16 protein-coding genes, 3 tRNA genes and 2 pseudogenes are annotated in these 21,355 nt (G+C 72.2%); 6 read left to right on the top strand and 15 right to left on the bottom strand.

Features of this window, described 5'->3' with window-relative positions:
- Positions 1-438 precede the first annotated feature (438 nt).
- The 6 genes from BJF80_RS18495 to BJF80_RS12230 all read right to left on the bottom strand — a co-directional run bounded on the left by BJF80_RS18495 (position 439) and on the right by BJF80_RS12230 (position 3,013).
- On the bottom strand, positions 439-1,197 hold the full coding sequence (locus BJF80_RS18495) for a hypothetical protein (protein ID WP_143554103.1): 759 nt from the start codon (positions 1,195-1,197) through the stop codon (positions 439-441).
- A gap of 691 nt (positions 1,198-1,888) precedes the next feature.
- Positions 1,889-1,963, bottom strand: a tRNA-Val gene (locus BJF80_RS12250).
- Positions 1,964-1,988: 25 nt separating this feature from the next.
- Positions 1,989-2,059: transfer RNA gene (locus BJF80_RS12245), tRNA-Cys, on the bottom strand.
- Between the two features lie 27 nt (positions 2,060-2,086).
- Positions 2,087-2,159: transfer RNA gene (locus tag BJF80_RS12240), tRNA-Gly, on the bottom strand.
- Between the two features lie 91 nt (positions 2,160-2,250).
- Positions 2,251-2,736 (bottom strand): YihY/virulence factor BrkB family protein, encoded by a 486-nt coding sequence (locus BJF80_RS12235; RefSeq protein ID WP_075813964.1) that lies wholly within the window; start codon positions 2,734-2,736, stop codon positions 2,251-2,253.
- A gap of 4 nt (positions 2,737-2,740) precedes the next feature.
- Positions 2,741-3,013: a hypothetical protein gene (locus tag BJF80_RS12230; RefSeq protein ID WP_075813962.1), complete on the bottom strand. Its 273-nt coding sequence runs from the start codon at positions 3,011-3,013 to the stop codon at positions 2,741-2,743.
- Between the two features lie 148 nt (positions 3,014-3,161).
- Between BJF80_RS12230 and glgX the strand changes: the two genes are divergently transcribed.
- Positions 3,162-5,288: a glycogen debranching protein GlgX gene (gene glgX / locus BJF80_RS12225; protein WP_075813960.1), complete on the top strand. Its 2,127-nt coding sequence runs from the start codon at positions 3,162-3,164 to the stop codon at positions 5,286-5,288.
- A gap of 61 nt (positions 5,289-5,349) precedes the next feature.
- On the opposite strand, the gene BJF80_RS12220 is transcribed toward glgX, so the two are convergent.
- From BJF80_RS12220 to BJF80_RS12205, 4 genes are read right to left on the bottom strand one after another with little or no spacing between them, the layout of a single operon-like run.
- Positions 5,350-6,354 (bottom strand): polyphosphate kinase 2 family protein, encoded by a 1,005-nt coding sequence (locus BJF80_RS12220; RefSeq protein ID WP_075813958.1) that lies wholly within the window; start codon positions 6,352-6,354, stop codon positions 5,350-5,352.
- 31 nt (positions 6,355-6,385) lie between these two features.
- On the bottom strand, positions 6,386-7,018 hold the full coding sequence (locus BJF80_RS12215; RefSeq protein WP_075813956.1) for a dihydrofolate reductase family protein: 633 nt from the start codon (positions 7,016-7,018) through the stop codon (positions 6,386-6,388).
- 17 nt (positions 7,019-7,035) lie between these two features.
- Positions 7,036-8,241, bottom strand: coding sequence for an alpha/beta hydrolase (locus BJF80_RS12210; protein WP_075813954.1), 1,206 nt, complete (start codon positions 8,239-8,241; stop codon positions 7,036-7,038).
- 28 nt (positions 8,242-8,269) lie between these two features.
- Positions 8,270-9,349 (bottom strand): ATP-dependent DNA ligase, encoded by a 1,080-nt coding sequence (locus BJF80_RS12205; protein ID WP_075813952.1) that lies wholly within the window; start codon positions 9,347-9,349, stop codon positions 8,270-8,272.
- Between the two features lie 132 nt (positions 9,350-9,481).
- Between BJF80_RS12205 and BJF80_RS12200 the strand changes: the two genes are divergently transcribed.
- Positions 9,482-12,124 (top strand): PEP/pyruvate-binding domain-containing protein, encoded by a 2,643-nt coding sequence (locus BJF80_RS12200; RefSeq protein WP_075813950.1) that lies wholly within the window; start codon positions 9,482-9,484, stop codon positions 12,122-12,124.
- Positions 12,121-13,320 (top strand): mannose-6-phosphate isomerase, class I, encoded by a 1,200-nt coding sequence (gene manA / locus BJF80_RS12195; protein ID WP_143554102.1) that lies wholly within the window; start codon positions 12,121-12,123, stop codon positions 13,318-13,320. The genes BJF80_RS12200 and manA overlap by 4 nt, the downstream gene beginning before the upstream one ends.
- A 152-nt stretch (positions 13,321-13,472) precedes the next feature.
- On the opposite strand, the gene ligD is transcribed toward manA, so the two are convergent.
- Positions 13,473-14,543 (bottom strand): non-homologous end-joining DNA ligase, encoded by a 1,071-nt coding sequence (gene ligD / locus BJF80_RS12190; RefSeq protein WP_075813948.1) that lies wholly within the window; start codon positions 14,541-14,543, stop codon positions 13,473-13,475.
- Positions 14,544-14,676: 133 nt separating this feature from the next.
- Between ligD and msrB the strand changes: the two genes are divergently transcribed.
- Positions 14,677-15,132 carry a peptide-methionine (R)-S-oxide reductase MsrB gene (gene msrB / locus BJF80_RS12185; RefSeq protein ID WP_075813946.1) on the top strand — a complete coding sequence of 152 codons (456 nt, stop codon included), beginning with the start codon at positions 14,677-14,679 and terminating at the stop codon, positions 15,130-15,132.
- A 33-nt stretch (positions 15,133-15,165) separates the two neighbouring features.
- Here msrB and BJF80_RS12180 read toward each other — a convergent pair whose 3' ends face one another.
- The 3 genes and pseudogenes from BJF80_RS12180 to hemG all read right to left on the bottom strand — a co-directional run bounded on the left by BJF80_RS12180 (position 15,166) and on the right by hemG (position 18,298).
- Positions 15,166-15,972, bottom strand: coding sequence for an NAD(P)-binding domain-containing protein (locus tag BJF80_RS12180; protein WP_075813944.1), 807 nt, complete (start codon positions 15,970-15,972; stop codon positions 15,166-15,168).
- 189 nt (positions 15,973-16,161) lie between these two features.
- Positions 16,162-16,874: pseudogene (hemQ, locus tag BJF80_RS12175) on the bottom strand (hydrogen peroxide-dependent heme synthase).
- 5 nt (positions 16,875-16,879) lie between these two features.
- On the bottom strand, positions 16,880-18,298 hold the full coding sequence (gene hemG, locus BJF80_RS12170) for a protoporphyrinogen oxidase (protein WP_075813942.1): 1,419 nt from the start codon (positions 18,296-18,298) through the stop codon (positions 16,880-16,882).
- Positions 18,299-18,464: 166 nt separating this feature from the next.
- Between hemG and BJF80_RS12165 the strand changes: the two genes are divergently transcribed.
- Both BJF80_RS12165 and hemE read left to right on the top strand, forming a co-directional pair.
- Positions 18,465-19,454, top strand: coding sequence for a DUF4349 domain-containing protein (locus BJF80_RS12165; RefSeq protein ID WP_075813940.1), 990 nt, complete (start codon positions 18,465-18,467; stop codon positions 19,452-19,454).
- Positions 19,455-19,528: 74 nt separating this feature from the next.
- Positions 19,529-20,622 (top strand): annotated as a pseudogene (hemE, locus tag BJF80_RS12160) (uroporphyrinogen decarboxylase).
- 30 nt (positions 20,623-20,652) lie between these two features.
- Here the strand turns inward: hemE and BJF80_RS20360 are convergent.
- Positions 20,653-21,207, bottom strand: coding sequence for a hypothetical protein (locus tag BJF80_RS20360; protein WP_237767588.1), 555 nt, complete (start codon positions 21,205-21,207; stop codon positions 20,653-20,655).
- Positions 21,208-21,355: the final 148 nt, after the last annotated feature.

Here is a 21,355-nt window from a genome sequence, read left to right as displayed (position 1 = left end):
CTCGTGCTCATCGCGCACCCTCCTACAGGTGTCACGAAGACCGTACAGATGTTGCTTGATCCTCAGCCCGAAACCGGACACGAACGCTGGAGCAACCCAACGTGAAGACGCGTGGCCTCCTTTCCCGCAGCCTTCCGGTCAGCGTCGTTGGCCCGCTGAGCTGCAAGCCGGGCACGCTCGGCCGCCTTCGCCGAACGATCGGCCTCCCGCACGGCCGCGTTATGTGCCCGCACCGTCGCAACCTGCTGCTGCCTCTGCCTCTTCTCTGCCTGCTGAGCCTGGTAGTTCAGTTCCGCGAAGAACCCCCGTTTTGCCATCCTTGCACCTCTCATTTGTGTGACCAGTCACGAAAACTACGCCCCGAAACGCTCGGAAGCCACTTGGACCAAACGGACGTCAGGAGAGCTACGAGCCTGCAGTGCCGTGGCAGCCGTGCACTCAGCCCTCAAGCTTGTCGAGTCGACCCTGGAGCTTCGACCCGGCGCGACGCTCTGGCGGGCACGCCTTCAACCAGCGGCGCAGTACCGCAACTTCCTCGGCCCGCTCGCCTCGCTTGCGATGGATGATGGCTGCCTGCTCCGTGTACCAAGGCGCAGGTTCACGGCCGTCTCGGGCGGACTCAGCACCCTCGACTGCGGCATAGCAGAGTTCAAGAGCCTCTTCCAGCTTTCCGTCCCGCTTCAGCTGCTTAATGGGCTCGATCGTTTCCAGGTAGTGCACTCCACCGACCAGACCGCGCTCGAACTGCTCTGCGCGGCGGGGGTCGTCTCCCTCAAGCGCCTCCCGAACCATGCCTGTCCTCGACGCATGCGCCTCAGCACGCTGATCCTCTACCGTCACCGCGGCCGGGTTGTTGTCGTCGTGCGGCCACGCCACTGGACCTTGACTAGGCGCCACCCACCCGATGACCCGTAGCCCGTCACCCACACCAGCCCCCCACATCTGCACCCGCGCCTCCGCCGCAAGACCCAAGAGCGGCCGGTTCTCCGGGTTGACCTGTGCGGCCAGGTAGCCGGGCAGAAAGCCGACGCGGGCACCCTCCACGTGTACCGCAACCACAGGCTGTTCTCGGCCCTCCGTACCCATAGCGACGAGCGTCGCTGGTGCTTCGAAGTGTCCGCCCTCAGGGAGCCCGAAGAACCTGAAGAGATGTCTGCACTCGTCGGCAGTGGATGTAGTAGTGCCCGCCATCTTCACCGGTTCACTCGCACTCCAGTCAGGACTCAGCCGCACCTCGACCGTGAGAGCCTCGCCTTGTCCGCGATCACTCCGAGGGAGTGGAGCCTTCCCAGGGATGTCGGCGCCGTTGCCTTTCGCCTTCCGTACCCAATCCCGAAGACCCATCACCCAACACCCCTGTCATCCGACATCTGCGCGACCCCACGACCTTACGACGCTTTGCGACCGGCGCCACAGTTAAGGGCGCCACCCCTGTGTGAACTCACCGAAGCCGAACGAGGCCGCGTCGGCCGCGCTACTTTGCGTGCGACATTCCGCCGCGAATGGTCGTGGCGCTCGCTGGGGCTTCGCGTCTTGCGCGTCGTGACCCCCGGCGCGCTTGCAGCGACAGCGGTTAGACCGCGTCCAAGGTCGACGCGGAAGCCGACCACGTCACCACATCCCCGCAGCGACACGGCCGCCTCAACTGTCCTCGATGAGCCCTGCGCAGGTCGCGGCGGTCTCCAGATTGGCCGACGGCTCCGAAGCGAGCCACGTCCTGTCCCCTGGACCCGGCTGGTGTGCTCCTTCGGCTGGGAAGCCTTCTCGATGGTCGTGCTCATCTCGTATCGCGTCCCGCCAACGAACGACCGTCCTGCACGTAACCTGCACGCGACGACATAACGAAGGCCCCCGACCAGCGTTTTCGCTGGTCAGGGGCCTGCTGCGCTGGTGGACGATACTGGGATCGAACCAGTGACCTCTTCCGTGTCAAGGAAGCGCGCTACCGCTGCGCCAATCGTCCCTGCGCGATGAAGATCGCGAGTGCGAGGTGGAGACGGGATTCGAACCCGTGTGTACGGCTTTGCAGGCCGCTGCCTCGCCTCTCGGCCACTCCACCGTGAGGCATCTGGTGGTGGTGCCTCAGAGCGGATGACCGGGCTCGAACCGGCGACCTCAACCTTGGCAAGGTTGCGCTCTACCAACTGAGCTACATCCGCCTGCCCCGCTGCTTCCAGCGGCGCGAGAGAAAACAGTAGCCGACGGCGGCGGACGTTTCCAAATCACCCGCACGGCGCGTCCTGCGGCGGCTCAGCGGGGCCCCGGTATGCCGTCCATCGCCGCCAGACGCAGCTCCTCGTCCTCCTCCGACTCCCGGCTCCGGACGGCCAGCGCCTCCCGCTCGGCGCGGCGCAGCTCGCGGTCCGCACGGCGCTCCTCCCACCACTCGTTGACCCGCGCCGTCGGTCCGCGGTACTCCGGCGGCGGCCACAGCCGGCGGATGGCCGCGTTGAGCGAGGCCCCGACGAGGATCGCGAAGGAGAGGAAGTAGAGGTAGACCATGAGGATGATCGGCGCGGTCAGCGGGCCGAAGACCGAGAAGCCGCCCGCCGCGAGCTCGGCCCAGCGGCGGATGAGGATCGAGCTCACGACCCAGAGCACGACGGTCAGCAGCGCCCCGGGCAGGTCGCGCCAGAACGGCGACCGGGCCGGGGTGGACACGTGGAAGAGGCCGGTGAGGCTCATGATCCCGAGCACCCCCACCAGCGGCCAGTAGAGCTCGACGAGCACGTCCACGCGCTCAGGCAGCCAGCGCAGGAGATAGCCCGGTCCGATGAGCAGCAGCGGCAGCGTGAGCCCACTCCGAGGCGAAGCCCGCCCCGGCGACGAGCGCGACCAGCAGCGGCGGCAGCGAGAGCAGGGTGAAGAAGGCCGCCTCGGCGGCGAGACCGGTCGCCCGGTAGCGGAAGGCGACCACCGCGGTCTCGGCCGTCAGCCGGACCAGCGGCACCGCCCCAGGGACCGGTGCCAGCACCCGGCGCAACCGGCACCGGAAGGTGGGTGCGGTGGTCACGTCTTCGACGGTAGCCGTGGGTCGCGGTCCCTACGGCGCGACGTGCCGGGGAGGTGCCGAAGCCCTCGGCGCCCACGGCATACACTGAGATGTTGGTGACACCGCGGTCAGCCTTCCCCTGAACCCCACTGAAAGGCCCGACCACCTGATGGAACTCTGGCCCGGATCGGCCTACCCGCTCGGCGCGACCTTCGACGGCACCGGCACGAACTTCGCGCTCTTCTCCGAGCACGCGACCGCTGTCGACCTCTGCCTCATCAACGACCGCGCGATCGAGACCACGGTCCCCCTCACCGAGGTCGACGCGCACGTGTGGCACGGCTACATCCCCAACTGCCAGCCGGGCCAGCGCTACGGCTTCCGGGTGCACGGTCCCTACGAGCCCTCGGAGGGCCACCGCTTCAACCCGCACAAGCTGCTGCTGGACCCCTACGCCAAGGCGATCGCCGGCCAGATCCGCGGCCACCAGGGACTGTTCGCCTACGACTTCGGCGACCCGACCTCATACAACACCGACGACTCCGCCCTGCACACGATGACCTCGGTCGTGGTCAACCCGTTCTTCGACTGGGGCCACGACCGCCCGCCCCGTCACGCCTACCACGACAGCGTCATCTACGAGGCGCACGTCAAGGGTCTGACGATGAACCACCCGGAGGTGCCCCAGGAGATCCGCGGGACGTATGCCGGGGTCGCGCACCCGGCCGTGGTCGAGCACCTGACCAGCCTCGGGGTCACCGCCGTGGAGCTGCTGCCGGTGCACCAGTTCGTCGACGACCCGCACCTGCAGGACAAGGGGCTGTCCAACTACTGGGGCTACAACACCATCGGCTTCCTCGCGCCGCACAACGGCTACTCCGCCTACGGCCACCGCGGCCAGCAGGTCACCGAGTTCAAGTCGATGGTCAAGACGCTGCACGAGGCCGGCATCGAGGTCATCCTCGACGTCGTCTACAACCACACCGCCGAGGGCAACCACCTCGGCCCGACGCTGTCCTTCCGCGGTATCGACAACGCCAGCTACTACCGGCTCGTCGACTACGACAAGGCGCACTACTACGACACGACGGGCACCGGCAACAGCCTGCTCATGCGCTCCCCGCACGTGCTGCAGCTCATCATGGACAGCCTGCGCTACTGGGTCACCGAGATGCACGTGGACGGCTTCCGCTTCGACCTCGCGGCGACGCTCGCCCGGCAGTTCCACGAGGTCGACAAGCTCTCCGCCTTCTTCGACATCGTCCAGCAGGACCCGATCATCTCCCAGGTCAAGCTCATCGCCGAGCCGTGGGACCTCGGTGACGGCGGCTACCAGGTGGGCAACTTCCCGCCGCTGTGGACCGAGTGGAACGGCAAGTACCGCGACACCGTGCGCGACTACTGGCGGGGCGCCCCGGCCACAATGGGCGAGTTCGCCTCGCGCATCACCGGCTCCAGCGACCTCTACGAGCAGAGCGGCCGCCGCCCGTATGCCTCGATCAACTTCGTCGTCGCGCACGACGGGTTCACGCTCGCCGACCTCGTGTCCTACAACGAGAAGCACAACGAGGCCAACGGCGAGGGCGGCGCCGACGGCGAGGACCACAACCGCTCCTGGAACAGCGGGGTGGAGGGCCCGACCGACGACCCGGAGGTCTGCGCGCTGCGGCTGCGGCAGCAGAAGAACTTCCTCGCCACCCTCATGCTGAGCCAGGGCGTGCCGATGCTGGCGCACGGTGACGAGATGGGCCGCACCCAGCACGGCAACAACAACGTCTACGCGCAGGACAACGAGATCGCCTGGATGGACTGGGACCTCGACCCGCGTCAGGCTGAGCTGCTCGACTTCACCTCACGGCTCATCGCGCTGCGCCGCGAGCACCCCGCCTTCGGACGTCGGCGGTTCTACGCCGGCGATGCGGAGCACGGCGGGCAGAGCGAGCTCGGCGACATCCAGTGGTACTCCCCCGGCGGCGAGATCATGACCGAGGAGCGCTGGCACAGCCGCGAGCAGGCGGTCATGGTCTTCCTCAACGGCGAGGCCATCAGCGAGCGGGACGAGCGGGGCCGGCCGGTCACCGACGACCACTTCCTCCTCCTCTTCAACGGCCACCACGAGCCGGTCGACTTCACCGTGCCGGACGGGATGAACACCCCGACCTGGCAGGTCGTCGTCGACACCAGCGGCGACGACCTCGACGACGTGCCGTGGGAGACCGGCGGCACGCGGCAGATGCCGGCGCGCGCGGTCGTCGTGCTCCAGGCCACGCCGCGGCCCGAGCTCGCCGACGGCTGAGCTCTGGACGTGGCTTTCTGGGGCCCGGTCCCCCAGAAACCGATGTCCAGAACGCCAGGTCTCAGAGGTCGGCGAGCCGCTCGGTCTGCTCCGCGACGTCGAAGTCTGCCTCCGGCCAGGCGAGGTCGAGCCCGCGCAGGTGCTCCAGGAGCAGCTGCTGGACGGCGAGCCGGGCATACCACTTGCGGTCGGCGGGCACGACGAACCACGGCGCCGCGTCCGTGCTGCAGCGCTCGAGCAGCGCCTGGTAGGCCTCCTGGTAGTCGTCCCAGTAGGCGCGCTCGTCCAGGTCGCCGGGGTTGAACTTCCAGTGCTTGTCCGGGCGCTCCAGCCGCTCGGCGAGCCGCTCCTTCTGCTCGTCGGCGCTGATGTGCAGCATGACCTTGATGACGGTGACGTCGTCGTCGACCAGGCCCTGCTCGAAGCGGTTGATCGTGGCGTAGCGCCGCTTCCACTGGCTCGGCGGCACCAGGTCGTGCACCCGGACGATGAGCACGTCCTCGTAGTGGGAGCGGTCGAAGACCCCGATCATCCCGGGGCCGGGCAGCGCCTTGCGGATGCGCCACAGGAAGGGGTGCTTCTTCTCCTCCGCGGTGGGCGCCTTGAAAGCGGTGAGCTCGACGCCTTGCGGGTCCACGGCGCCGACGACGTGCCGCATGATGCCGCCCTTGCCCGCGGTGTCCATCCCCTGCACCACGAGCAGGACCCGCTTGCGGCCGCCCGCCTTGGACTCGGCATACAGCTGTTCCTGCAGCGTGTCGAGCTCGTCGTCGGCGGCGGCCAGCGCCTCCTTGCCCGCCTGCTTGTCCCCGCCGAAGGCCGGGGTCGAGCGCGGGTCGAGGTCGGCGAGCACGAAGCCGTCGCCGGCGCGCAGGGCGTCGGTGTATGACGTCGCCGTCGCCTGCTGCGCGGAGCTGCGCTCGGTCGAGGCCTTCGCGCCCTTCTTGCCCTTGGCGGCCTTCTTGCCCTTGACGCCCTTCGCGGCCTTGCCCGACGTGGCCTTGAGCTGCGCGGCCTTGGCCTCGTCCTTCTTCTTCTGCTTCTTCTTCTTCGCCTTCGTGCCCATCGCCGCAGTCTGGCAGACCGGCCGGGGTCCGTCAGCGCAGCCGGGTCCGCAGGAGCAGGTCGCCGTCCCACTCGATGAGGTGGGTGGCCTCGCCGACCAGCTGCGGGAGCTGCACGTCCGCGGGCACCAGCGAGGGAGCCTCGCCACCGGCGAGCACCGGCCGGACCGTGACGCACAGCTCGTCGACCGCTCCGGCCGCGACCCACGGGCCGAAGAGGGCCGGGCCACCCTCGACCACGACCCGGTGGAGCCCGCGGTCACGGATCGCCGCCAGGACACGCTCGGGGCCGACGTCCTCGCCGTCGCCGCCGACCACCAGGACGTCCGGGTGGTCGCGCAGCGACGCCGGCACGTCGCCGGACCGCGTCACCACGACCAGCAGACACCCCTCGAGCGGCGGATAGCCCTCCGCCCGCGCGGTGCCGGCACCGACCACGACCGCCTCTGCCCAGCGGCGCCCCGCCTCGAAGGCGGCGTGATCACCCTCCGAGCCCTCGTTGAGCCCACCGCTGCGGCCGTCCGGGCCGGTGGCCCGGCCGTCCAGCGTCGCGATGAAGCTGCCCCGCACCCAGGCCGTGTCGGCCGGGTGGTCCTCGGGCAGGGCGTACCACGCGTCCAGCTCGTCCTCGGTGAGCGGCCCGCGGGCCAGCTGCAGTGCTCCCATGTGGTGCCCTCTCCGGCTCAGCGCACGAAGGAGGCGACGAGGTCCTCCCAGAGCGAGGGGTTGGTGTTCCACTCCTGGCAGTGCCGCGCCTGGGGCCAGACGAAGGTCTGCACCAGGCCCGGGCGGCGCCGGGCGAGGTCCTGCGAGGGGCCGTAGGGCACCGTCTCGTCGGTCATCGAGTGGATGATGAACATGCGGTGGCTGACCTCGTCGGCCCGGTCCACCCAGTTGGTCGCCGCGACGTCGACCGGCTCTGCGACCCGCAGCAGGTGACGGGAGGCCTTGCTGCGCAGCAGGCTGCGGGCCAGCTGTTCGATGGGCCGGGGGATGAAGTGCAGGTCGGCCTGGTGTGCCAGCACCGATCCCCAGTCGATGACCGGCCCGTTGAGCACGACCCGCTGCACCCGGTGCGCGACGTCGGAGCGGTTGAGCGCCTGCAGCACGATCGCGCCGCCCATGGACCACCCGAGCAGGACGAGCCGCCGGGCGCCGTGCGCGAGGGCATACCGCATCGCGGCGTCGATGTCGCGCCACTCGGACAGGCCGAGGCTGTAGCGCGCGTCCGACGACGGGGGTGCCCCGATGTCGTTGCGGTACATCGGGATCAGGCAGGTGTAGCCCAGGCGGTGCAGCACCGGGACGGCGCGCAACGTCTCGCCGCGCTGCGCGCTGCGGCCGTGCACGAGGATCGCCCAGTCCTCGCCGTGTCCCGGGGCCGACGGGTCGCCAGGGACCCGCCACGCGGGCAGGTCCCCGATGTCCGAGGTGACCACGACGTCCTCGTGCTCCAGGCCGAGCGAACCGGAAGGGTCGCCGCAGTAGAAGTACTTGTTCCACCGGGCCGGGCCGGGCACGAGGTCGCCGACGTCGACGCCGAGCAGCTGCCGGGTCACGACGGTCTGCCGCCGATGACCGCGTGCCGGCTCCTCCGGCTCGGTGTGCGCCGGCTCGACCACCTCACCGAGCCGGGCGTGCCCGGCGCCCCGGTCCAGCCACAGGCCGTAGCGCCCGACGGACGTGGTCTGCGGGTCGGCGCGCAGGGTCACGGTGCCAGCCTCGGTGTCCACGGACACGACGGTGACGTCGTCCTTCTTCTCGTGGTCCGGGGTGATGACCCGGTGCGCGAAGTAGGTCGCCGTGCCCATCGACACGGCTCCCCCCAGCGCCGCTCCCCCGGCCACGGCCGACCCGACCGCGGCCGCCCGCCCCGCCGTGCTCGTCATGCGTGCCACCTGTCTCGTGCCCCCTGCCTCAGCGACCCGTCACCGGGGCCCCGAGCACGTCGGCGAGGGGGTAGTCCACCGGCTGGTCGAGCTGCTCGAAGGTGCAGCTGGCCGGCTCGCGGTCCTCCCGCCAGCGCTGGAAGTGGGCGGTGTGCCGGAAGCGGCCACCCTCGAGGTAGTCGTACTTCACCTCGACGACCCGCTCGGGTCGCAGCGGCGTGAACGACAGGTCCTTGCCGGCCGCCCAGCGCGATCCCTCGCTCTTGCGCGGGGTGTCGGTCTGCAGCTGGGACGCCCAGTCCCAGGGGTGGCCCTCGAAGTCGGCCACCAGCGGCTGGAGCTCGGTGAAGAGCTCGCGCCGCCGCGCCATGGTGAAGGAGGAGGACACCCCGACGTGGGCCAGTCGTCCCTCGTCGGTGAACAGGCCCAGCAGCAGCGAGCCGATGACGTCGTCGCCTGACTTGTGGGTGCGGTAGCCGGCCACGACGCAGTCGGCGGTGCGGGTGTGCTTGAGCTTGGTGAGGATGCGCTTGTTGGGCTCGTAGACCGCCTCGGGGTCCTTGCCGATCATGCCGTCGAGCCCCGCACCCTCGAAGTCGGTGAACCACCGCATCGCCAGCTCCAGGTCGTCGGTGAGCGGCGAGAGGTGGATCGAGCCGGCGGAGGTGCTGGGCAGGACCGACTCGAGCCGGGCGCGGCGCTCGCGGAACGGCATACCGGTGAGGTCGTCATCGCCCAGGGCCAGCAGGTCGAAGGCGACGAAGGCCGCCGGGGTCGCCTCGCTGAGCATCCGGACCCGGGAGTCCGCGGGGTGGATACGTTGGCCGAGGGCGTCGAAGTCGAGTCGCGACCCGTCCGGGGAGGAGACGACGATCTCGCCGTCGACGACGCAGCGCGGCGGCAGCTCGGCACGCGCCGCCTCGACGAGCTCCGGGAAGTAGCGGGTCATCGGCTTCTCGTTGCGCGAGCCCAGCTCGACCTCGTCGCCGTCGCGGAAGACGATGGAGCGGAAGCCGTCCCACTTCGGGTCGTAGAGCCAGCCGGGGGGCAGGCTCGCGGCCGGCTTGGCGAGCATCGGCTTGACCGGGGGCATGACGGGCAGGTCCACGCGCTCAGTGTGCCCGATGCCGCCGACAGCCGTCCGGGGGCCAGGCGGGCACGAGCGTGTCGGTGGGTGCGGGCATACTGGCGGGCCAGGCGGGGTGAGGGCGCCCCGGGTCGACCGAGGAGGGTGAGGCGTATGCCCGCCGACGGGTTCGTCCGGTGGCTGGAGGAGGTGGACGCCTCGATGCTCGCGGACGTGGGCGGCAAGGCGGCCGGGCTCGGCGAGCTGGTGCGCGCCGGGATGCCGGTGCCGGACGCATTCGTGCTGACGACGGAGGCGTATGCCGCGGCCGGCTCTGGTGGCGACCTGCCCGAGGAGGTGCGGGGCCAGGTGGCGCAGGCATACCTCGAGCTGGGCGTGCGGGCCGGCGCCGGGGAGGATCTGCCGGTGGCCGTGCGCTCCTCGGCCACCGCAGAGGACCTGCCGGAGGCGAGCTTCGCCGGCCAGCAGGACACCTTCCTGCACGTCGCCGGGACCGACGCGGTGCTGCTCGCCGTGCGCGACTGCTGGGCCGGGCTGCGGTCCGAGCGCGCCCTCGCCTACCGCGCCAGGCAGGGCCTGCGCGAGGAGGACGTCGCGATGGCGGTCGTCGTGCAGCGGCTGGTGCCGGCGGACGTGGCCGGGGTGCTCTTCACCGCCGACCCGGCGACCGGCGAGCGCGAGCGGACCGTCATCAACGCCGCGTGGGGTCTCGGGGAGGCCGTGGTGGGTGGTCTGGTCACGCCGGACACCGTCGTGGTGAGCACCGCCGACCCGGCCGCGCCCGAGGTCGTCGAGGAGCACGTCGCGGCCAAGGAGGTGCGCACCGTGCCGACGCCGACCGGCACGCGGGAGGAGCCCACCCCGGCCGAGCTCGTCGACGCCCCCGCCCTCGACCGTGCGACGGCGCTGGAGCTGACGGGGCTGGGTGGCCGCATCACCGAGCACACCGGGACGCCGATGGACGTCGAGTGGGCGGTGAGCGAGGGCACCGTGGCGGTGCTGCAGGCGCGGCCGATCACCTCCCTGCCGCCGGCACCGCTGAGGCACGTGCGGTGGGAGCCGCCCGTGCCGGGCACGGTGTGGATGCGCCGGCAGGTCGTGGAGCACATGCCGGGCCCGCTGTCGCCGCTCTTCGAGGAGCTCTATCTCCGCCGCGGGCTGCAGCAGGCGATGCGCGAGCTCGGGCAGGAGATGGCCTCGGCGACCGGCGCCACCTTCGACTTCGACGAGATGGTGCCGCAGGGGTTCGGGCGCTCCGTCAACGGCTTCGGCTACACCACCGCCAGCTTCCGGATGGGGTGGGCGACGCTGCGCGGCATCGCCGGGGTGTATGCCCGCCTCCCCCGCATCTTCGGCAGCCCGGCCTTCGACTGGCACGGGGCCGTGCTGCCCCGCTACCAGCAGGTGCGGGCTCGGTGGACCCACGTCGACCTCGCGACGGCGACGGGCGAGGACCTCCTCGACGGGCTCGCCGAGCTGGCGCTGGAGGACGCGCGCTACTGGTTCGGCTCGGCGCTGAACCTCGGAATGTCGCGGCTGCTCGACCCGACCTTCGGGCTGGCCTTGCGGCTGCCGCCGCTGCGGTCGGCGCTGCCGGAGCCCGGCCTGGGCAGCTCGTCCTTCCTGCGCGGCTTCACCTCCCCCGCCCTGGACGCGCAGGCCGACCTGGAGGGGCTGGCGGACCAGGTGCGGGCGTCGGCGGGGCTGCGCGACCTCGTGCTCAGCACCGAGCCCGCGCAGCTCCTGCCCGCGCTGGAGCAGCACCCGGCTGGTGGTGCGGTCCTGGCCGGGCTGCGCCGTCATCTGGCGACCTACGGTCACCAGATCTACTCCCTCGACTTCGCCGAGCCGCCGATGGGCGAGGACCCGACGCTGGTGGCCGCGACGTTGCGGGCGCTGGTGGGGTCTGCGCCGGCCGAGGGCGCACGCGCGCGACAGCGGAGGATGGCTGCCGAGCGCGAGGAGCTGTTGGCGCACACCCGCCGACGGCTCGGACCGCTCGCGCGCGCCGCCTTCGACCGGCTCTGGCGGTGGACCGCCCACTACGCGCCCTACCGCGAGCACGTGATGTTCCACCTCGGGTCGGGCTGGCCGGCGGCCCGGCGCCTGGCCGCCGAGCTGGGTCGGCGGCTGGTGGAGGTCGGGGCGCTCCATGACGCGGGCGACGTCTATTTCCTCACCGACACCGAGATCCGCTCGGTGCTGGGGCTGGAGGGTGCGGTCGCGGGTGAGCCGACCGGGACGAGGGACACCGGTGCCGTGGCGGGTCCTGAGGGAGCCGTCGGCGAGCCCGCCCATCTGGCCGGTCTCGCCCAGGAGCGTCGGGACCTTCGCGCCGCGCGCTCCCGGCTCACGCCACCGCCGATCGTGCCCGAGCGCGGCGCCCTCAAGGTCGGGCCGTTCGAGCTCACGGCCTTCCACCCCACCCCGGGCGGAAGCTCCGGTGCCGACGCGAGCTTTCTCACCGGTTTTGCGGTGAGCTCGGGGCGGGTCACCGCCCCCGCCTGCGTCATCGGCTCGACCGCGGACTTCCACCTCATGCGGCCCGGGAGCATCCTCGTCGCCCGGACGACCACCCCGGCCTGGACACCGCTCTTCGGGCAGGCGTCCGGGCTGGTGACCGATGTCGGCGGTGCCCTCGCGCACGGGTCGATCGTGGCGCGGGAGTACGGCATACCTGCTGTCATGGGCACCGGCTCCGCGACCGAGCGCATCACCACGGGGACGATGCTCACCGTGGACGGCGACGCGGGCACGGTGAGGATCCACGAGGAGGAGACGGGGGTTGACCCGTGAGCCCGGCGGGGCTGGTGCCGCTGGCCGGCGAGGTCCGGGACTACGCCTGGGGCCGGGTCGGCGGCATCCGTGGCGCGCTTGGCCAGCCGCCGGGCACCGGCCCGGAGGCCGAGCTGTGGCTGGGAGCGCACGCGGGTGCACCCTCCCGGGCGCTCGAGGCTGCGGCGGCCTGGACCGACCTCGCAGTCTGGGAGCAGCGCAGCGGCGAGTCGTTGCCCTATCTCATGAAGCTGCTGGCCGCAGCCTCACCGCTGTCGCTGCAGGCGCACCCCAGCACGGAGCAGGCGCGGGCCGGGTATGCCCGGGAGGAGGCGGCCGGGGTGCCGCTGGGTGCACCGGAGCGCAGCTACCAGGACCCGCACGCCAAGCCGGAGATCATCGTGGCCGTCGAGGACGGCTTCGACGCGTTGTGCGGCTTCCGGCCGGTCGAGGAGGTCCTCGCGCTGCTGGACACCCTGGCGGGGTTGCTCGACGACCCTGCCGTCGGGGTGTGGCGAGATCGGGTCGTGAGTGCCCCGGGGCAGGGGGATGTCGCCGGGCAGACAGGCTCGGGGGTGGGTGCCGCGGTGGCGTGGCTGCTCTCCGGCGACCCGGAGGTCGAGAGGCTGGTGCGTGCGCTCGGCGAGGAGGATCTCGACGGCCTGCCGGAGCGCGATGCCGACCTTGTCCGGCTGCTCACCGCGCATCATCCCGGCGATCCGGGGATCGCCGTGGCTCTGATGCTCAACCGGGTGCGACTCGCCGCCGGTGAGGCGCTGTGGCTGCCGGCGGGCAACGTGCACGCCTACCTGTCCGGCCTCGGGGTCGAGGTCATGGGCCCCAGCGACAACGTGCTGCGCGGCGGCCTGACCGGCAAGCACGTGGACGTTCCCGAGCTGCTGCGCGTGCTGGACTTCACACCGGGCCCGCCACCGCGCCTGGCGCCGGTCGAGGTCGCCCCGGGGGTGCGGGTATACCGTCCGAGCACCCAGGCCAGCGGGGCGGACGTGCCCTGGCAGCTGCTGCACGTGACCGGGTCGGCAGACGTGGCCACGGGCAGCCCGTCGATCGCCTTGGTTCTGGCGGGCGAGTTCACGCTGGGCGCGGGCGAGGCGACCCTGACGCTGCGCCGCGGTGACGCGTGCTTCGTCGACCAGGCAGGGCCGGTGCGGATCGAGGGCGCGGGCGACCTCTACCTCGCGACCACGACGACCTGAGCGCAGTCACGCGCGCCGGGCGCGCCGAGTTGCCCGGTTGCGCTCATGATGACGGCCGTCGAGGGCACCGAAGGGGGCCGCTGGGTGACATCGGCAGGAGCGCGGAACGGACCTGTCTGCGTGTCACGTCCACGGCGATCGATCCTCACCCCTCAGGTGCCCTCCACCCGGTTGCCGTCGGCGTCCCAGTGCTCGGCCACCTTCTTGGACGGCTGAACGCGCGGCGGCTCACCCGGCATCTTGGGGTGGTCGGGCGGGAAGTTGAGCTCACCCAGGCCACGCTCCAGGTCGGCCTCCCACAGCGCGTAGGCACCGTCAACCGAGCCCGCCTCCCGATGCAGGCCCGCCCAGGCGTCGCCGTGCTCGGCGAGGAAGTCCGGCACCGTGTGCAGCGTGAGCGCGGCCGGGTCGACATCCCCCAGCTGCTCCCAGGTCAGGGGCACCGACACCGGCGCACCCGGGAGGATCCGGGTGCTCCAGGCAGCGGCCAGGGTGCGGTCGCGCGTCGCCTGGTTGAAGTCGACGAAGATGCGCTCACCGCGCTCCTCCCTCCACCATGCCGTCGTGACGAGCTCGGGCATCCGTCGCTCCAGCTCGCGGGCGAGGCCGATGACGGCGTGCCGCACCTCCAGGAACTCCAGCCGCGGCTCGATCGCGGCGAAGACGTGGACCCCCCGGTTGCCCGTGGTCTTCACGAAAGGCGTGAGCCCCGCCTCGGTCATCACCTCACGCAGCCCCCGGGCCGCCTCGACGACGTCGGCGAAGCCGCGGCCGGGCTGCGGGTCCAGATCGATGCGGAGCTCGTCGGGATGGTCGTTGTCGCCGCTGCGCACCGGCCACGGGTGCCAGGTCACCGTGCCCATCTGCGCGGTCCACCACAGCGTGGCGAGGTCGTCGATCACCAGCTGCGGGTGGCTGCGGCCGGAGGGATAGGTGCACGTCGTGGTCCGCGACCACTCGGGGACCCCCTTGGGCGGGTTCTTGGAGTAGAACTCCTCCCCCTCGATGCCACCGCGGACCCGCTGGAGGGTCACCGGCCGGTCCGCGAGCGCACGCAGCATCGGCTTCGACACCGCCTCGAGGTATGCCGCGAGGTCGGCCTTCGTGATCGCCGCACCCGCCTCCGTGGCCGGCCAGACCACCTTGCCCGGGCTCGACAGCCGGACCGCCCGCTCCTCGCCGTCCGGGCCGGGGGCGGTCAGGGTGAGGGCGTCGGCAGGCATACCCGCAATGTAGCGGCACGACGCAGCACCGACCCACGGCTCTGGACCTCGGTTCCTGGGCGACGTGCGCCAGGAACGAGGTCCGGAACGGCAGGTCAGGAAGCAATCGGCGGCGCCGCTCGTTGTCTAGGACATGAGCCACCACAGCACCCCCGCGACCGACGCCGCCAAGCCTGAGGGCAAGGCCTACGACACCGCCAAGAGCGAGCAGGAGTGGCGCGAGCAGCTCTCCTCCGCGGAGTACGCCGTGCTGCGTGAGGCCGGCACCGAGCGCCCCTTCGTCGGGGAGTACACCAACACCACCACCGAGGGCGTCTACGCCTGCCGTGCCTGCGGCACCGAGCTGTTCCGCAGCGAGACGAAGTTCGAGAGCCACTGCGGCTGGCCGAGCTTCTACTCCCCGCTCGCCGAGGACCGGGTGGAGTACCTCCAGGACGACTCGCTCGGGGCGACGCGCACCGAGGTCCGCTGCGCCTCCTGCGGCTCCCACCTCGGCCACGTCTTCGAGGGCGAGGGCTACGACACCCCCACCGGCCAGCGCTTCTGCATCAACAGCATCGCGATGACACTGGAGCCCAAGGCCGGCTGACCGGCCCAGCCAGGCGGCAGCCGCGTCGCCCGGCTACTCCCAGGCGCCGCCGGTCTGGCGACGGAAGACCTCGTCCAGGGCCGCGCGCGTCGCCTCCGGCACCCCGGCCTGCGCCAGGAGCGTCGCCATCTGCTCGTTGCCGCCCCCGGCCGGGGCGTGCTCGCGCCGCAGCTCGGCGAAGTCCGGCTCCGGCTCGACGCCGTGCGGGGCGAGCGCGAGCGCGACGTTCTGCCCCAGCAGCGTGCGGGCCCCACCGGCCGGCAGGCCGTGGTCGCGCAGGAAGCCCTCGATCGCGGCGAGGTAGTCGAAGAGCGGGGCCACCGTGCCGAGCGCGGTGAAGATCGCGTCGAACTGCTCGTCGTCCTCCACCGGCAGCACACCGCCGGTGCGCTCGAAGACCGCCACCGCACCAGGCAGTGCCGGGCGCAGCGGCGTGGACCACGACCGGGTCGCGACGCCGACGACCGGCACCGCCCGCGCCACCTCCGTCGCGGGTGCCACCGCCTCGGCCAGCGCTGGTGCGGTGAGCCCCGCGACCGCGCTCACCACGCTCTGCTCCGGTCGCCACGTCAGTTCCCCGAGCAGCCCGGCGTCGTCCTGACGCAGGCAGACCAGCACCGTGTCGGCGCCGTCCACCACCGCCTGGTTGTCCGCCGCCACCGTCACGTCGGGGTATGCCGCGGCGAGCCGCGCGCTCGTCCGCTCGCCCCGTGGGGAGAGCAGGATCGGCGGTGCGTCGTCGACGCCCTCGCAGAGCCCTCTGACGATGGCCGCCGCCAGCGAGCCGGTGCCGAGGATGCCGATGGTGGGTGAGTCGGTCGCCGCGGTGGGTTCAGGCATACCGACACCCTCGCACGCGGCTCCGCCCGACCCGCCGTGTCCACCGGAGGGTCCAGCCGACCTGGGCAAGGGTATGCACCGGGCGCGCCGTCGAGAGCCGTGCATCAGGTGCGCAACCGTGCTCAGGTCACCGCAGAGACCGAGACGATCCCGAGGCCCTCAATCCGCGGCCGAGGCCCCCGACGACGCTCAGGGCAGCGCGTCGACGATCCGCTCCAGGCTCACGCGCGGGCCGGTGAAAAACGGGATCTCCTCCCGGACGTGCAGGCGCGCCTCGGTGTTGCGCAGCTCCCGCATGAGGTCGACGATCCGGTGCAGCTCGTCGGCCTCGAAGGCGAGCAGGAACTCGTAGTCGCCGAGCGCGAAGCTCGCGAGGGTGTTGGCCAGCACGTCCTTGTAGTCGCGGGCCGCCATCCCGTGCTCGCGCAGCATGCGGGAGCGGTCCTCGGCGTCCATGACGTACCAGTCGTAGGACCGCACGAAGGGGTAGACGCAGACGTAGTCCTTGGGCTCGGCCCCGGAGAGGAAGGCCGGCACGTGACCGCGGTTGAACTCCGCCGGCCGGTGGATCGCGACGTTGCTCCACACCGGTGCCAGGTGCTGGCCGAGGTCGGTCTGCCGGAACCGTTGGTAGGCCCGTTGGACCGTCTCGACCTGCTCAGCGTGCCACCAGATCATCAGGTCAGCGTCGGCACGCAGGGCTGAGAGTCGTAGACCCCGCGGATCACGAGGCCCTCTTGCTCCAGCTCCTGGAAGAGCCGCTCGACCTGCGCGACCAGGCTCGCGCGCGCCTTGCCCTGCGGCAGCGGAGCCGCCGAGCGGAAGACCGAGTAGGCGGCATACCGCAGCGAGGCGTTGATCTCCTCGGCCTGGTCGGGGGTGGGGTGGGTGTAGTCGGCCATGCCCCTCATTGTGCGGGGTGCAGCTCCGCCACGGCACGGCGGGCCGAGCCGATGCAGGCGGGCACCCCGACCCCGTCGTAGGTCGCCCCGCACACCGCGATCCCGGGCACCTGCGAGACCGCCGCGCGCACCTGCGCGACGAGCTCGACGTGCCCGACGGCATACTGCGGCAGAGCACCTCCCCAGCGCTGCACGTGCGCGTCCACCGGCGGCGGGAGGGCACGACCCAGGACGGCCCGAAGGTCCCCCAGCGCGGCGGCCAGCAGCTGCTCGTCGGGACGCTGGAGCGTCACCTCCTCGCGGTGCCTGCCCACCGACGTGCGCAGGAACGTGACGTCCTCGCCGTCGGGCCCGGCGCCCCGGCCCAGCTCGCGCACCCAGTCCCACTTCGTGGCGCTGAAGGTCGCCGCCTTGATGGTGCGGCCCTCCACCGGCGGCAGCAGGACCCCGGAGCCGTCGAGCTGCCCCAGCGATTCGGTCGCGAAGGCGAAGGTCAGCACGGCCATCGAGGCTGTCTCCACGCCGACGAGCCGGTCCGCAGCGGCGGGGGACACGTCGCGCAGCAGTCGCGCGGTCGCCGCGGGAGGTGTCGCGAGCACGACCCGGTCCGCCCGGTATGCCGTGGGGTCCGGTCGCGGGCCGGTCACCACCTCGAAGCCACCATCCGGGTGTCGGCGGAGCTCGCGCGCGAGGGTGCCGGTGCGGACATCACCCCCGGCGGCCGTGATGTGCCCGGCCGCGGCGTCCACGAGCCGGTGCAGCCCGCCCCGCACCGTGGCGAAGACCGGTGCCGTGCCCACTGACTGGGTGCCGTCGGTGGGTGCGGGCAGGATCCCGGACGCCGCGTCCTGCAGCCGCTGTCCGTCCTGCGCGGCGCGCAGCAGCGCGGGCAGGGCGGCCCGGGCCGAGATGAGGTCGGCGTGCCCGGCATACACGCCCCCGAGCAACGGCTCGACCAGTCGCTGCGTCACGGCGCCACCCATCCGCCCGCTGACGAGCTCCCCCACGCTCACGTCGTCGGCCTCGACCCGGCCGGCTGGTTCGGCCGCCGCACGGCGGACCTCGTCGCCGGTGAGCAGCCCGGTGAGCGCCCTCGGGTCCGCGGGCACCCCCATGAGGGTGCGCCGCGGCAGCGGGTGGATGCGGCCCCGGCTCCAGACCTGCGCCCCGGCTGAGGTGGGATGGACGAGCTCGTCTCCCAATCCGACCTGGTGGGCGAGCTCCACGGCCTCGGGGCGCCGGGCCAGCACGGCCTCGGCCCCGACGTCCACCTCGCACCCGGCGACCCGCGCACCGCTCAGCTTGCCGCCAGGGCGGTCGCTGCCCTCCAGCACGGTGACCCGGGCGGTCGGCTCGCGCTCGAGCACCGCCAGCGCCGCCGTGAGCCCACTGATCCCGCCACCGATGACCAGCCAGGACGTCATACCTCCAGCCTCTCACCCGGGCCGGCGTGACCGGCCCGTGACCCCGCCGTCGTCATCGTGACGCGATCGTGACCGCCGCGGCGGAACGACCCCGTCGGTGGCTCCCGTCGCACCGTCGATCCGCAGGGGGTCGCCGTGCGGGCGTTCGATCAGGAGAGGCGAGCCGATGGGCACCAGGACGATCGTGGCAGCCGTGGTGGCGGTGCTGCTGGCGCTGCTGACGGGGTGCAGCAGTGCCGACAGCGGCGCGCAGAACGCGGGTGAGGACGCCGCCTCCGGTTATGCCGCCGACGCGGAGGAGGGGGTGGAGGGTGCCGCCGCGCAGGAGGGTGGCGACGAAGCCGGGAGCCGCGCCGCCGAGGCCGCTGCGGAGATCGGCGAGGGCTCCGTCGCGACGGACGGCGAGGCGCCGCTGATGGTGCGCCGCGTCGAGCTCGAGGTCGTCGTCGAGGCGGTCGACGCCGCCGTGACCCGCGCCCGCGCGACGGTGACGGGCGCCGGGGGCTATGTCTCCTCCGAGGACGTGCGGCCGGGCACCGAGGACCGTGGTGGCTACGGGTCGCTCGTGCTGCGCGTCCCCTCCGCCGAGCTGGACCCGGTGGTGGCGACGCTGGGCGAGCTGGGTCAGGTGCAGTCCTCCAGCAGCAGCGCCGACGACGTGACGACGGAGTACCGCGACGTCGAGGCCCGCATCGCCACGCTCGAGGCCGGGGCCACCCGGCTGCGGGACCTCGTCGAGGAGGCCCCTGACGTCGAGTCGATCGCCGGCCTGGAGCGCGAGCTGTCCACCCGCGAGGCCGAGCTCGATGCGCTCAAGGCGCGGATGCAGGTGCTCGCCGACGACGTCGCCCGGTCCACGATCACGCTGCACCTCGCCGAGGCGTCGCAGGACCTCGACGAGGCGCGGCCCGACACCGGGTTCGTCGCCGGACTGCAGCAGGGCTGGGACGCCTTCGCCGCGTCCGTGACGGTGTTGCTGACGCTGCTCGGAGCGCTGCTGCCCTTCCTGGTCGTGCTCGGGGTGATCCTCGTACCGGTGCTCTGGTGGTGGCGCCGGCGCCATGCTGCGTCGTCCGCCCGCAGCGCCGCCCCGAGCGCACCGCAGGCCAGGGACGGGCAGACGCCGGAGCATGAGGGGTCGGCACAGCAGCAGTAGCCCCTCGGGCGTCGCGGATGGTTGCCCCTGGCCCCACCGAGCGTCGCGACTGGTTGCCCCCGTCCGGATCAGGTATGCCGTGCGAGACTCGTGCGGTGACCTCCCCTGCCGCATCCTCCACCGATCTCACCCCGAGCCCCGCCGACAGCGTGCTGGTGCGCGCGGCGCGGAGGCAATCGGTCGGGCATACCCCGGTGTGGTTCATGCGTCAGGCCGGGCGGTCCCTGCCGGAGTACCGCGAGGTGCGGCGCGACGTGCCGATGCTCACCGCCTGCCGCACCCCGGAGCTGGTCACCGAGATCACGCTGCAGCCGGTGCGCCGCCATGGCGTCGATGCGGCGATCTTCTTCAGCGACATCGTCGTGCCTCTCATGGCCGTCGGGGTGGACCTCGACATCGTCGCGGGGACCGGCCCGGTCATCGCCGAGCCGATCCGGACCCGGGCCGACCTCGACCGCCTGCCGGAGCTCACAGCGGAGCACGTCCCTGACATCGCGGAATCGGTGCGGCTGCTCGTCGGCGAGCTGGGGCATACGCCTCTGATCGGCTTCGCGGGAGCCCCCTTCACCCTCGCGTCCTACCTCGTCGAGGGCGGACCGTCGAAGAACCACGAGCGGACCAAAGCGCTCATGCACGGCGACCCGCAGCTGTGGAGCGACCTGTGCGCCCGACTCGCACAGATCTCGCGGACCTTCCTCCGGGTCCAGGTCGAGGCCGGAGCGAGCGCGGTGCAGCTCTTCGACTCCTGGGCCGGCCACCTCTCCCGCGCCGACTACCTGCGCCACGTCGAGCCGCACAGCCGGTCCGTGCTGGAGGGGATCGGCGACCTCGGCGTGCCGCGCATCCACTTCGGCGTGGGCACCGGCGAGCTGCTGCCAGCGATGGCGCAGGCGGGCGCGACGTCATCGGGGTCGACTACCGGGTCAGCCTGTCCGACGGCGCGGCAAGGACCGGTGGACGGTATGCCGTCCAGGGCAACCTCGACCCGGCCCTCCTCTTCGCCCCGTGGGAGGCGCTCGCCGCCCGAGTGCGCGAGATCGTCGACGAGGGGCGAGCGGATGGTGTGCCGGGACACATCTTCAACCTGGGCCACGGAGTCCTGCCCGACACCGACCCGACGGTGCTCACCCGGGTGGTCGAGCTGGTGCACGAGCACTCTGCCCGCTGACGCCGGGCAACCGTGGGCGGCGCTCGGTGGTCAGGAGGGGTGGGCCTCCAGGGCAGCGAGGAGGATCGGCACCACCAGCTGGCGCTGCCAGGGGCGGGCTCCCAGCTCCGCCGCCGCACGGTCGACCGCGTCCGCCGCATCTCCGTCACCGTGCCTTGAGCCATAGCCAGACCCTGAGGTGTCTCCGTCCCCTGACCCGTCGCCCATCTCCGCGGGAGGCTTCCAGAGGATCCGCCGCACCACGTCCGGCGTCATGAGGTTCTCGACCGGGATCTCGAGCCGCTCGGACAGCTCGGACAGGTCGGCCCGGACCTGCGTGAGGCGTTCGGCGGCGGCCGGCTCCCGCTCGGCCCAGGCTCGGGGCGGCGGCGGGGTGTCGCCGCGCCGCGGGGGCTCGGGCAGGGCGTCGTCGGGCAGGGCGGCGGCGGCCTTGAGCGCGCCCAGCCAGGCACTCTGGTGACGCAGCAGGCCCTGCTCCGCACGTCGCTGCCGGGTCCGCGAGGACTCCTTGCGACCGGAGGCGAGGCCGGCGGCCTGCGTCGGCATCCTGTGGGCCAGGTCGATGAGGGTGCCGTCGGGCAGCACGCGCCCCGGGGGCACGTCGCGCTCCCGGGCGAGGCGTCCCGGGTCGTCCAGAGCTCGCGCAGCGCCGCCAGCGACCGTGGTCGGCGCAGCCGCTGCGCCCCCGTGGTCCGACGCCAGGCGTCCGGCTCGTCCGGCCCGGGCGGCCCGG

This window comes from Serinicoccus sp. CUA-874 (assembly GCF_001942225.1).
Taxonomy (GTDB): Bacteria; Actinomycetota; Actinomycetes; order Actinomycetales; family Dermatophilaceae; genus Ornithinicoccus; species Ornithinicoccus marinus.
Note: the sequence above shows the minus strand (reverse complement) of the source record. Positions and strands in the feature narration are given on the sequence as shown.